A 12,732-nucleotide genomic window follows, 5' to 3' on the forward strand; every position below is an offset into this window, starting at 1 on the left:
CTATATGTAATATCTTAATCTAATTAGCCAATTAATTCTACTTGTATCTCTTTAGCTAATTCTTTTCGAATAGATAAATGTGTATCATTAATACACAGATATATGGGGTCACCTAGAGGGGCTACCTCTAAAAGTTCTACAGCATTACCTGGTAGACATCCCATTTCTAATAGTTTTAAAGGAACCTTGTGCATATCAAAATCTGCTATCACTCCTTTTTCATTTCTTTTTAATAAGTCTAAAGTTGTACTCACCTTATTTAGATTTAATTCATATTGCAAATTTAGTCAATTAAAAAGATTATAGAACTATATTCCTAATAAATATCAGTATAAATACTACTACAACCTTTTCATTACTAGTCCATTTAACGAATTCACAATAATATACAAATACGCTAATACCAAAAATCCCTCTACATTATCTAACAAATGTAGAGGGATTTTACTATGTAATAACTTGACTATTCAGTCTTATTCTTCTCATGTTCATACAGCCATTGGATGTCTTCCCATAGCTGTTGCATATTCTTAGCTTCTTTATCAGGAGTATCTAGATTAGTACCATCATAGAACCCACGGATACGGCCATTGCCATCTACTAGAATAAAGTTTTCGGTGTGTACCATATCGTACATCTCTTCTGGAGACCCTGTCTTCACAGCTAAGTAAGAGTTACGAGCGATATAATAGATATCTCTTTTATCCCCCGTTACTAAGTTCCATATCTTATCATCAGCGCCTTTGCGTAGTGCATATTCTTTTAGCACAGGTACGCTATCAATATCTGGAGTCACTGAGTGTGATAATAATTTAACGCCTGGCAGAGTCTTAATCTTATCTTGAAGCCAAACCATATTATCACTCATGATAGGACAAATAGTAGTACATGTCGTAAAGAAGAAATCAGCGACATAAATATGTCCTTCATAATCCTTATTCGTTATTGTATCACCATTCTGGTTTAAGAACTTAAAAGCAGCTATCTTGTGCTTCTGTTTATTGGCCTCATGTTGGATTAAACTATCTACCATCTCAGGATTCACCATCGCTGGTGTATATACTGGTAGTGATTTTCTATACTTCAGTGCATTGTAGAACATCACCATGATTCCTGCACATAAAAGGAAGAAGAAAATAAAAAAGTATTTATATTTCTTGAAAAAGTGTAACATTTTAAATAGAGTTTCGACAAACTTACAAAATCCCTTTTAACCTGAAGGTTAAAGACATGATAAATACAAGATGTCTTATTTAAAGTATAGAAAAATACGATTATAAAAGATATTTTCTATTTTTGTTAGAATATCAATAGGAACAAAATTAATTATATACTATGAACAAAAGAGTTTTATTAACCTCTGCCTTCGCTGTAGTATCATTAGTAGCTTGTAAAGATGCTAAAAATACAACAGAGCAAGAAGATCAAGTAGCTCATGGAATCAACCTAGAATACATGGATAAAAATGTAAAGCCTGGTGATGACTTTTTCCGTTATGTAAACGGTGCTTGGTATGACAAAACAGAAATTCCAAATGACAGAACACGTTGGGGAAGTTTTGATGAATTAAGACAAAACACTGATAAGGATGCCCTTGCTATCCTTAGAGAGGCTGCTGAAGACTCTAAACTTGATCCTAAATCTGATCAAGCTAAAGCTGTAGCTGTATTCCAAACTTACTTAGATGAAGCTAAGAGAAATGAATTAGGAGTAGCTCCTCTTAAACCTTACTTAGATAAAATCAATGCAATCAAAACTCCAGAAGATGCGACTAAACTAATCAACGAATTAGTAGCTGAAGGAGGATTAGGATTATATTCTATCTATGTATATGCAGATGCAAAAAGCTCTCAAGAGAATACAGTATACATCAGTTTAGGTTCTTTAGGTTTACCTGATCGTGATTATTATGTATTAAAAGATAAAGACATCACTGAAAAACGTGACCAATACGTAGCACACGTAGCACGTATGTTAGAATTAGCTGGTGAGCCTAAAGAAGAGGCTACTACAGATTCTAAACGTGTATTAGCGATCGAAACTAAAATGGCTGAACCTCGCCTTACTAGAGTAGAGCGTAGAGATAGCCGTCTTACTTATAACCCTATGACAGTAGCTGAGCTTCAAAAATTAACACCTGCTGTTGATTGGAATGCTTATATCGCTGCTACAGGATTAAAGAACGTTGAAAAGCTAATTGTATCTCAACCGAAATACATGAAAGCACTTAACGAAATCCTTTCTGCTAAAAATATCGAAGATATCAAAGCGTATATGAAATGGACTTTAGTGAACAAAAATGCTAGTTACTTATCTACTGAAATGGAGAAAGCAAACTGGGAGTTCTACTCTAAAACATTAGAAGGTGCTAAAGAACAAAGACCTGTTGATGAAAGAGCATTAGCTGTAGTTAACGGTACTGTAGGAGAAGCTTTAGGACAATTATACGTTGCTAAAAAATTCCCTGCTGAAGCGAAAGCAAAAGCTCAGGCGATGATTAAAAACGTACTTACAGCTTTCGGTGATCGTATCAAAGCATTACCATGGATGGCTGAAGAAACTAAAAAAGGTGCTTTAGAAAAATTAGCAACTACAACAGTGAAGATCGGTTACCCTGACAAATGGGAAGATTACTCTGCTATGGATATTAAAGCTCCTAAAGATGGTGGTAATCACTTCGAAAACATGAAGAATGCTACTAAATGGGATTTTGCTAAAAACATGGAAGACTTCGGTAAACCTGTAGATAAATCTCGTTGGGGAATGGCTCCACAGACAGTGAACGCATACTTCAACCCTATCTATAACGAAATCGTATTCCCTGCTGCTATCTTACAACCTCCATTCTATGATTATAAAGCTGACGAAGCGATTAACTATGGTGGTATCGGAGCTGTAATCGGACACGAGATCTCTCACAGTTTTGATGATTCAGGAGCTCGTTATGATAAAAACGGAAACTTAAACAACTGGTGGACTGACGCTGACTTAACTAGTTTCACTAAATTAGGTGATGCTTTAGCTGCTCAGTACAGCGCATTAGAGCCTCTACCAGGTGTATTCGTAGACGGTAAATTCACTTTAGGTGAGAATATCGGAGACTTAGGTGGTGTTAATGCTGCTTATGACGGATTACAAATCTATTTAAAAGAAAACGGTGATCCAGGTCTAATCGACGGATTCACACCTGAGCAACGTTTCTTTATCTCTTGGGGAACTATCTGGAGAACTAAAGCTCGTGATGAGGCGATTAAAAACCAAGTGAAAACTGACCCTCACGCTCCTGGACACTACAGAGCGTATGTACCTCTTCAAAACGTAGATGCTTTCTACCAAGCATTTGATATTAAAGAAGGTGATAAATTATACATCAAACCTGAAGAAAGAGTTAAAATCTGGTAATCAGAACACAATAAATAACGATAAAGGAGTCTCAATGAGGCTCCTTTATTTTTTTGTACATCCGATAAGAGCAATTCTACATAAAACACAAACAAAAACCTCATTTTCAATATGATAAATACACAAAAAGCACTTCACCATATCAACCCTAAATTGACTGGTCGCATAGTGGTCGCATAGTTATCGGATACTGCTCGCATAAAAAAGGGCTAAAAGTATGCGACCACTATCCTATTATTATCCTTTCACTACTCTATCATAAGCGATAGAAATGCTATATCACACAAAAAAAAGCATTGTGGTAATCACAATGCTTTATTATTATTATATTGAGCACTTCTTAACTATAAGGTTTTCTCATCTATCTTCTTAATCATAGGATCTACTTCTAACATCCATAGATAGTAATCCTCACTAGTGTATAATTGACTTAAAAACTCTCCGACTAAGAATCGTTTCACGATCTGCTTTCGCTTATCTAGTTTAAAGAATAGCTTATTACCTTCTAGATGTTTAATATAAGCTTTAAATACTTTATCAGAAGACATCACATAGTCTATCACCTCTTCTTTAGACATATTAGTAAACTTCGCTCTTTCTTTATCGATCTCTTGGAATACAAAGAAACTCACAATACCCGATTTCATCAGAAGTACCACAGTGTCATCTCCATGCTTATTCCCTATCGGGACAAAGATATCTGGTACTATACCACCACCTCCATAGACTACACGCCCTTTTAAGGTCTTATACTGTAGGCTATCGGCTACTTTTATACTATCAGCAGCATATAACTCACCGTGTGCGTATCTCGTTCTAAAATCGTTATTATACTCTTCTACGCCCATCGTATAAGGCTTCTGTATAGATCGTCCAGACGGAGTGAAATAACGCGCTGTAGTCAATCTAATAGCAGAACCATCACCAAGCATCAATTCTCGTTGTACAAGTCCTTTACCGAAGCTTCTACGCCCTACGATAGTTCCTCTGTCATTATCTTGTATTGCTCCAGCTATAATTTCACTAGCAGAAGCAGAATTCTCATTAATCAGCACATAAAGAGGCTTATCTGTAAAGAGACCACTTCCTTTAGACTTCGTGACTCTCTCTTGACCGCCCTTATTTACAGTTTTTACAATTACCTGATCTTTCTTTAATAAATCATTTAGCATACTTACTGCCTGATCCATATACCCTCCCCCATTATCTCTCAAATCAATGACTAGGCTAGAAATATCTTGTGTGATCAGATCCTCTAACGCCTTTTTAAACTCCTCATAAGTCGTACTAGAGAATCTATTGAGCTTAATATATCCTCTCCCGTCTGACAACTTAAATGCGGCATCTACACTCTTGATAGGAATAGGCTGTCTATTGACTACGATGTTTAGCTTCTTACCTATAGTCTTTCGATAGACTTCTAACTTTACATCAGTATCTTTTTCTCCTCTTAAGTATTTAGCGATACTATCAGAGGTCATCTCCTTTCCATACAGATGTTGTCCATCAGCACTTATGATACGGTCACCTGGCTGTATTCCAGCTTTAAAAGCGGGTCCATCTACGATATCTTTGATTACAGCGACACTATCTTTATAGTAATAGTAGTTCACTCCTATTCCTACGAAACTACCTTGCATAGACTCTGTCACAGACTGTAGCTCACTCTTGCCGATATAGATAGAGTGAGGGTCTAGTTGTTCTAGAATAGTAGTCACCGTTCTATCTACGATAGAGTCAGTATCTACATTATCTACATACTCCTTCTCTATAAAATCAATTAGCCTATTTAATTTAAGCTTATTGTGATTGGTATAAAACCCAGTTTTCCCACGATAAGAAGCAGATACAAGAAAGCCCCCTAGTAAGATACCTAAGGATAAAGAAATCGATATAATCAGAGGCCAAAAAAACTTTTTCATCTACAGTGGATATTAATCAAGGTCAGGAAGAAATACGACATCCACCCCTGCTTTTTCTAAGAAGTCTACTCCTTCTGTGTCACGATAACCTTCACTGTACACCACTCTAGTAATACCTGCCTGATGGATAAGCTTACTACAGTCTCTACATGGAGACATCGTGATATAAAGTGTAGCCCCTTGACAACTCTGTGTAGAGCTAGCAACCTTCAAGATAGCGTTAGCCTCAGCATGTAGCACATACCAATGCGTAGTGTCGTTTTCGTCTTCACAACAGTTCTCAAAACCGGTGGGTGTACCATTATATCCGTCAGAAATAATCATCCTATCTTTTACAATAATAGCCCCTACCTTTTTTCGTTTACAATACGATAGTTGTCCCCATTCGCGTGCCATGCGCAAATAAGCCTTATCATATTTAGTTATTTTTGATTCATTCATATCAGAAATATTTACAAAGTTCTCTATCCCTTTGATCTAACAAAAATACACAAACCTTTTTGTTAATTCACCAATCTTAGAATAGGAACTTATTTCGTTTATCTAATTTACTATCTAAACGAATAATCTATTATAAACCCACTACTAAAAACACACATCATTATGATAAGCATAAAAATATCATAAAAAAACTATGGACTCCATAATTTATCATTATATTAGAGATAATAAACTGAACCTATTTACTAACCAAAAAACAAACAAAAATGTCATACTCAGAATTATTTGATTTAGGATTTAGAGAGAGAAACAAAGGCCACTTTGCTTCGATAGTACGTGTGGCGTTAGCGAATGGACATTATAGCACAGAAGAGAAAGCTTTCTTAGATGAACTAGCTGTTCGCTTAGAAATCAGTGATGAGGACTATGCAAGTATATTAAAAAACCCTGAGAGCTATCCTGTCAACCCTCCCTATTTAGAGACCAATCGTATAGAACGATTATATGATCTGGCAAGAATGGTATATGTAAATCACGTATTAGGACCAAAACAAAAAGAGATATTAAAGAAATTTGCTGTTGCATTAGGTTTCACTAATAATATCGATTATCTAGTAGATAAATCTCTATCGTTGCTAGTCTTAAATGTTGATATAGATACCTTCATAGAAGAAATTCACAACCTTAAAAAATAAAAAAAGTGAGCTAATCCTAAAGATTAGCTCACTTGTTATTTTATAGAAATACTTCTTATTTCTTCATAAACTCTTCAGCCTTTTCTACCATGTTTTTACTACCACAGAAGAAAGGAACACGTTGGTGTAACTCCGTTGGCTCTATCTCCATGATACGAGTATATCCATCAGATGCTTTACCTCCAGCTTGCTCAATGATGAATGCAATAGGATTACACTCATATAACAATCTTAGTTTTCCTTTCGGAGCTTTCGTACTAGTAGGGTAGATGTAGATACCACCTTTTAGAATATTACGGTGAATATCAGATACTAAACTACCGATGTATCTAGAAGTATATGGTCTATCATTCTCTTCTGCTTGACAGTACTTTAAGTAATCTTTTACCCCTTGTGGGAAGTGTACATAGTTCCCCTCATTGATAGAGTAGATATGTCCATCCTCATTAATCTTCATATTCGGGTGAGACAAGAAGAATGTACCGATCGCTGGATTTAATGTAAACCCGTGTACTCCATTACCTGTAGTGTAAACTAACATGGTAGAAGAACCATATACAATATATCCTGCTGCTACTTGATTCTCTCCTTTTTGTAAGAAGTCTTCTTTTGTTACAGGAGTTCCGATAGGAGTCACACGTCTATAGATAGAAAAGATAGTACCTACTGATACATTCACATCGATATTAGACGAACCGTCTAGTGGATCCATTAGCACTACATACTTATTCTCGTTGCTGTTATCTCTACCGTGGATAGAAATAAAATCATCCTCTTCTTCAGAAGCGATACCACATACGATTTCTCTATTGATAAGTGTTTTAATGAATACTTCGTTTGCAAAAACATCAAGTTTCTGCTGTTGCTCACCTTGTACATTTTGTTTTCCAAAAGCACCTACGATGTCAACTAAACCTGCTTGGTTAACTTGGTGACTTACTACTTTAGCAGCTAGTCTAAGAGAGTTAATTAATCTTGATAACTCACCAGAAGAGTATTTAAAGTCTTCTTGTTTTTCAATGATAAACTCTCCTAAAGTTTGAGATCTTTCTGTTGTCATTTTCAAAAATGATTCTTAAGTTGTGTATTTTACAGTGCAAATATCGTTAATTTTGTTGTCTAACCGAAGACATTAACCATTAAATCAATAACTAAAATGAATATTAGACCTGCAACCCCTCAAGACATGCCTGATGTATTAGCATTAATACAAGAACTAGCAACTTTCGAAAAAGAACCTGATGCTGTCGTAGTTACTGCTGAAGACCTAATCAGAGATGGTTTTGGAGCAAATCCTTTATTTCATGTTATTGTTGCTGAGCTAGACACTAAAATCATCGGCATGGCTTTATTCTACAATAGATATTCTACCTGGAAAGGTAAGACGATTCACTTAGAAGATCTTATCGTCACAGAAGCAGCTAGAGGTACAGGAGCAGGATATGCACTGTATGCAGAGGTTATGAATATCGCAAAGAAAGAAGGTGTGCGAAGAGTAGAATGGGTAGTTCTGAACTGGAATGAACCGGCTATTAACTTTTATAAAAAATCCGGAGCGACAGTATTAGAAGATTGGTATACTGTACAAATGGATCAAAACGGAATAGAACAATTTAGTCAATCTAAGTAAATGAGAGTATTCAAATTTGGAGGAGCCTCAGTAAGAGACGCAGAAAATGTAAAAAACGTTTGTAACGTATTAAAAACAGTAGGTTATGAAGATAGCCTAATCATTGCTTCTGCAATGGGTAAAACAACAAATGCCTTAGAGGTAGTCGTACACAACTATTTTCAGAATAGATTTGACTTAGCAGAGTCTGTTGATGTAGTTAAAGATTATCACTACACGATCGTTAGAGAATTATTCCCTAATGAAGATCACGATATCTATGCAGCGCTAAAAGAGCTATTTGATTCTATTACTTACTTCTTACTGAACAATAAATCTCCTAATTACAACTTCGTTTATGACCAAATCGTAAGCTATGGAGAGATTATCTCTACGACTATCTTACACTATTACCTACTAGAGTCAGGTATAGACAACGCTTGGCTAGACTCAAGAAACTTAATCAAAACAGATACAGTCTATAGAGACGCTGATGTGAACTGGGATATCACGATAGAGAATATCAAAAAAGAGATTTGTACTAAGCAATTATTCATTGTACAAGGATTTATTGGGTCTGACTATAACGGTTTCTCTACCACATTAGGACGAGAGGGGTCTGACTACTCTGCTGCTATCTTTGCTTATGCCTTAGACGCAGAGAGTGTAACTATATGGAAAGACGTACCAGGGGTACTGAATGCTGATCCACGTTATTTTGAAGATACTACTCTACTACAACATATTTCTTATCAAGAAGCAATAGAACTAGCGTTCTACGGTGCGTCAGTCATCCACCCAAAGACCTTACAACCGTTGCGTCAAAAAGAAATACCACTATATGTAAAGTCATTCTTAAATCCATTATTACCAGGAACGAATGTATCTAAAGGAGCACCATTGACTCCTCATGTTCCTTGTTTTATTGTGAAGAAGAACCAATTATTAATATCACTTTCTTCTAAGGATTTCTCTTTTATCATGGAACAAAATATCAGTGATATTTTTAAACTCTTCGGAGAGTATAATATTAAGGTGAATGTAATACAGAACTCTGCTATTAGCTTCTCTGTATGTGTAGAAGATAAGTTTAATCACTTCGAAGACGTAAGACTATTACTTACAGATAAGTTTAAGGTGAGCTATAATGAGAATGTGTCTCTATATACCATAAGACACTTCGACGATCACTCTGCACAAAAAATACTCAGCGATAAGACCTTACTATTAAAACAAGTAAATAGAGAGACAATGCAGATTGTCACTAAAGAATAACATCATAAAGGCTGTCTCACGAAGACGGCCTTTTTACTACACTATACTCACCAACTATATATTGATCATTGCCCTAAGATTCATTGTCTAATCTTCTTTTTACCCAATCTACAGGTGTGTAAAAAGAACTTAGCCACTGCATAGATCAGGATATAGATACCCCATAATAGCACTCCGTGTATATAGATTATACCCATTAAGACTTTCTTCATAAGCTATTCATTAAAACCAGATATTAGCTATAAAGCAAGATAAAACAACACCCACTCAAAAGCTAAAGCGGTGATAAAACTACTGATAAAAGCAAAGATATATTGCACTTTAGTTACTTCTTTCTTTTTAATATCCTGTATCACCTTATACAATATAGCGCCAAAGACACCTATCACAATACTCGATAGTATCCATACGATATAAAATCTACTCTCATAATCTAAGTCCATATCTACACTTACTTTTAATAATCACGTTCTATAAAGATACGTAAACTTTAACGAATAGTTTTTCTCCAATGAAATAAATAGCTCTTTAAAAAACAGTATTTTTAACTCCTAAATATCAAGCTATGCCAATCATCACAAGAACCAATTCTAACAATAAAGACTTTTTAAACCTCATCACAGAACTAGACAAATACCTCAAAACAACTGATGGTGATGAACATGACTTCTTTGACCAATACAATAAAGTAGATCATATCAACCACGTTGTGGTTATCTACGAAGATAGTCGTGCTATAGCCTGTGGAGCTATCAAAGAATATGACTCACATACTATGGAGGTTAAGCGTATGTACACTGCTCCTATTGCTAGAGGTAAGGGTGTCGCCTCTATTGTACTAGCTGAATTAGAAAAGTGGAGTCTAGAGCTAGGTTATACACGCTGTATCTTAGAGATGGGTAAGCTACAGACACAAGCAGAGATATTATATAGAAAGAATAACTATACCATTATCCCTAACTACGGTCAGTATAAAGGTGTAGAGAGTAGCCTGTGTTTTGAAAAGGTGTTGTAATCTAACTAACTTGAACAAACATCTCACCTAATCGATTATTACAAAACACAAATATGATTTACTTTAAATAAAAATATCTACTAAAACTACTTAATCTCAATCAAAGCATTTTTTTTAAACATCCCTATCTTAATGACCCATTTAATATACAGACAGAAAATATAACTCAAGAATAAGAAAAATAGGCCTAGAACGAACTGCATAACAAAATTCACATTATCACCATAAAAAATGAGCAATAGCACTAGGCCTGCTAAAACTAGCATCAACAATGGTAAAACTATTACTGCCAAAGAGAACAGCCCAATCCGCTTATATATAGTTATCGAATATCCTAACGCATAACTTATCATTGCTAATGACAAAAAGACTAATACTATTAATAATAAAATCAGCATAACTATATACACTATTGTCCATACTCCTGACCTAGTCACATATTCATAATCAGGATGATAGTATATTTCCATTTTAGAAAGATATCCACCTATACGTTCTAATGAATAGTTAACTGTTCTTTCTAATTCTACATTCTCTTTAGTAGTAAATTTCACTACTGATAAATACTTCGAACCAAACCTACTTGAACCATAAGTTTTAAGTGAAACAACCTCAGCCTGCAATCTCTCACCATAGCTTATTGTGACAACATATTTTGTAATATCTTGTACCAACCGATAACCTCCATTAAAAATCATAAAAGTCATCATAGCTATTGTCATAAAGATCTTAGCTCCAGAACTATCAATCTCAGAGCGTTTTTCCTTACGCATTCTCTTGACAACCAATCTGCCAATAACAATACAAAATACAACAGCAGCAAGTAAAGGTATAAACAGCTTAAATTTCTCCATATATATTAAATAAACTACCCCCTTCTCGTTGTACTCCCAAACCTAGCGTTATCTACTCTTCTTATTCCCTTTCTATTCATCCCCATATTCTTTAGATAACTCCAAATAGCTAATGTCAGTACCAAACTAAAAAACACTAAGAGTGTATTAACCCAAAGCGGTTTGTCCTTAACATCAAATAATGCCCATATCATAGCTCCATCAAACAAGATCATGTTAAGGGAAATAAAGCACTGATATAAAATATTTTATCAACTCTATTTTTCTATCTACTTTATTATCCGTAACTTAATATATAATTTCAAAAACAACACAATCATGAAATACGTAAAAGAATTTTCAGCCTTAGATTTTGACAATGACATACTAGTTGTTGACTTTAAAGACCATCAAATAGAGAACCCTATTGTACAGGTATCTGAGATTATAGATGAGTTTGTCTATCAAGTGAAGCCTTGTAAGATATTTATCTCTAAAGCTCATAATATAGATATAGCTACTGATGTTCCATTTAGAGGAAGAGTGGTTATACGATAATTAGAATGTTATTTATACTTCTATAAAGCAAGGAGACTTATCAAGAGTAGGTCTCCTTATTGCATTAAAAGCCCCCTACTTACTCCATACACTACTTGATTATAGATCCTTCGGATACAGTCTAAATATCGTTCGCAAAACAACCTCTAATCCCTAGTAAACACAGGTTATTTCCGAATAACTTCCGCACAAAATCAAATCAAAAAAACACAATAAACTAGACAACAATTATTTACAACAAAAAAGACACTCCATATTAAATCAAAAGAAGCATATCTGATCAATATCTCCAAATAGAGGCAGAATAAGGCAATATGAGCCATGAAATAACACAGCATTCATAACATAAAAAGAGATAAATACGCTTGATATTGTTTATTTTTACTCTTTTAAACTTATGCTATGATTTCTAAATACTCCCTTTGTTTTCAACCTGATGATGCTACACTTGAACTAGTAAAGCAAATGAAGCTACAGCTAGCCGATGAGATAGGGTGGTATAACAGTAAGAATTCCTTAGCACATATCACTATCTCTAAGTTTAAAACTGACCTGAATGGTATCAAAAAAATAGCCGAATTAGTCAGAGCACAGTGTAGTACATTCACTCCTGTACAAGTACTATTTAACGACTATGGTCAATATCCTAACGGAGCGTTCTTCTTAGCAGTAGATGAGTTCTCTAAACCTATTCTTCAAGAATATGCAAAAAAGGTAATGCGCAAAGTCGTTTTGCCCGAAATCTATAAGAGTAATGAACCTCATATGTCTATCGCGCGCAAGCTAGACCCAGAGCGATTAGAGCGTGCATTGGTTTATTTTCAGAAGCCTGCTATCTCTTGTCTGTGTAATCATATCGCCTTACGCCAATTTAATCCTGACAGAAGACAATACGATATCATCGCTACCTTCCCTTTCTTAGGCTTGCCGTCTAATGAGCCAGAACAGTTGTCGTTGTTTTAAAGCTATTCCTTTTAAAAGC

Annotated in this window: 16 protein-coding genes; 7 read left to right on the forward strand and 9 right to left on the reverse strand. The window is 35.1% G+C overall.

Annotation, left to right across the window (positions count from 1 at the left end):
* Positions 1-23: 23 nt before the first annotated feature.
* Together HX049_RS05935 and HX049_RS05940 are read right to left on the reverse strand one after the other, a co-directional pair.
* Complete coding sequence (locus HX049_RS05935; RefSeq protein ID WP_006260493.1) at positions 24-254, reverse strand: FeoA family protein; 231 nt, start codon at positions 252-254, stop codon at positions 24-26.
* Positions 255-463: 209 nt separating this feature from the next.
* Positions 464-1,174, reverse strand: a complete 711-nt coding sequence (locus HX049_RS05940; RefSeq protein ID WP_286414756.1) for an SCO family protein — start codon at positions 1,172-1,174, stop codon at positions 464-466.
* Between the two features lie 161 nt (positions 1,175-1,335).
* Here HX049_RS05940 and HX049_RS05945 point away from each other — a divergent pair, with 161 nt between their 5' ends.
* Complete coding sequence (locus tag HX049_RS05945) at positions 1,336-3,402, forward strand: M13 family metallopeptidase (RefSeq protein ID WP_286414758.1); 2,067 nt, start codon at positions 1,336-1,338, stop codon at positions 3,400-3,402.
* A 344-nt stretch (positions 3,403-3,746) separates the two neighbouring features.
* Here HX049_RS05945 and HX049_RS05950 read toward each other — a convergent pair whose 3' ends face one another.
* Both HX049_RS05950 and HX049_RS05955 read right to left on the reverse strand, forming a co-directional pair.
* On the reverse strand, positions 3,747-5,324 hold the full coding sequence (locus tag HX049_RS05950) for a S41 family peptidase (protein ID WP_286414760.1): 1,578 nt from the start codon (positions 5,322-5,324) through the stop codon (positions 3,747-3,749).
* Between the two features lie 12 nt (positions 5,325-5,336).
* Positions 5,337-5,765 (reverse strand): deoxycytidylate deaminase, encoded by a 429-nt coding sequence (locus tag HX049_RS05955; protein ID WP_006257722.1) that lies wholly within the window; start codon positions 5,763-5,765, stop codon positions 5,337-5,339.
* A gap of 266 nt (positions 5,766-6,031) precedes the next feature.
* On the opposite strand from HX049_RS05955, the gene HX049_RS05960 reads away from it, so the two are divergent.
* Positions 6,032-6,460, forward strand: a complete 429-nt coding sequence (locus HX049_RS05960) for a TerB family tellurite resistance protein (protein WP_286414763.1) — start codon at positions 6,032-6,034, stop codon at positions 6,458-6,460.
* A 55-nt stretch (positions 6,461-6,515) separates the two neighbouring features.
* On the opposite strand, the gene fbp is transcribed toward HX049_RS05960, so the two are convergent.
* Positions 6,516-7,520, reverse strand: coding sequence for a class 1 fructose-bisphosphatase (gene fbp / locus HX049_RS05965; protein ID WP_286414766.1), 1,005 nt, complete (start codon positions 7,518-7,520; stop codon positions 6,516-6,518).
* Between the two features lie 96 nt (positions 7,521-7,616).
* On the opposite strand from fbp, the gene HX049_RS05970 reads away from it, so the two are divergent.
* Together HX049_RS05970 and HX049_RS05975 are read left to right on the forward strand one after the other, a co-directional pair.
* Entirely contained in the window at positions 7,617-8,090 is a 474-nt protein-coding gene (locus HX049_RS05970) for a GNAT family N-acetyltransferase (RefSeq protein WP_286414769.1), read from the forward strand.
* Complete coding sequence (locus tag HX049_RS05975; RefSeq protein ID WP_286414772.1) at positions 8,091-9,344, forward strand: aspartate kinase; 1,254 nt, start codon at positions 8,091-8,093, stop codon at positions 9,342-9,344.
* A gap of 80 nt (positions 9,345-9,424) precedes the next feature.
* Here the strand turns inward: HX049_RS05975 and HX049_RS05980 are convergent, their stop codons facing one another.
* Both HX049_RS05980 and HX049_RS05985 read right to left on the reverse strand, forming a co-directional pair.
* Entirely contained in the window at positions 9,425-9,556 is a 132-nt protein-coding gene (locus tag HX049_RS05980; protein ID WP_286414774.1) for a hypothetical protein, read from the reverse strand.
* Positions 9,557-9,583: 27 nt separating this feature from the next.
* Complete coding sequence (locus HX049_RS05985) at positions 9,584-9,787, reverse strand: hypothetical protein (RefSeq protein WP_286414775.1); 204 nt, start codon at positions 9,785-9,787, stop codon at positions 9,584-9,586.
* 122 nt (positions 9,788-9,909) lie between these two features.
* Here HX049_RS05985 and HX049_RS05990 point away from each other — a divergent pair, with 122 nt between their 5' ends.
* Positions 9,910-10,359: a GNAT family N-acetyltransferase gene (locus HX049_RS05990; protein ID WP_286414776.1), complete on the forward strand. Its 450-nt coding sequence runs from the start codon at positions 9,910-9,912 to the stop codon at positions 10,357-10,359.
* Between the two features lie 86 nt (positions 10,360-10,445).
* Here HX049_RS05990 and HX049_RS05995 read toward each other — a convergent pair whose 3' ends face one another.
* Entirely contained in the window at positions 10,446-11,132 is a 687-nt protein-coding gene (locus HX049_RS05995) for a hypothetical protein (RefSeq protein WP_286414777.1), read from the reverse strand.
* Between the two features lie 95 nt (positions 11,133-11,227).
* Positions 11,228-11,428, reverse strand: a complete 201-nt coding sequence (locus HX049_RS06000) for a hypothetical protein (RefSeq protein WP_286414780.1) — start codon at positions 11,426-11,428, stop codon at positions 11,228-11,230.
* A gap of 103 nt (positions 11,429-11,531) precedes the next feature.
* On the opposite strand from HX049_RS06000, the gene HX049_RS06005 reads away from it, so the two are divergent.
* Both HX049_RS06005 and HX049_RS06010 read left to right on the forward strand, forming a co-directional pair.
* Entirely contained in the window at positions 11,532-11,750 is a 219-nt protein-coding gene (locus HX049_RS06005) for a hypothetical protein (protein ID WP_006257734.1), read from the forward strand.
* Between the two features lie 402 nt (positions 11,751-12,152).
* A complete protein-coding gene (locus HX049_RS06010) occupies positions 12,153-12,713 on the forward strand; it encodes a 2'-5' RNA ligase family protein (RefSeq protein ID WP_286414782.1) in 561 nt (186 codons plus the stop codon).
* Positions 12,714-12,732 lie beyond the last annotated feature (19 nt).

Origin of the sequence: Myroides odoratimimus (assembly GCF_030326305.1) — a bacterium.
Lineage (GTDB): Bacteria > Bacteroidota > Bacteroidia > Flavobacteriales > Flavobacteriaceae > Flavobacterium > Flavobacterium odoratimimum_A.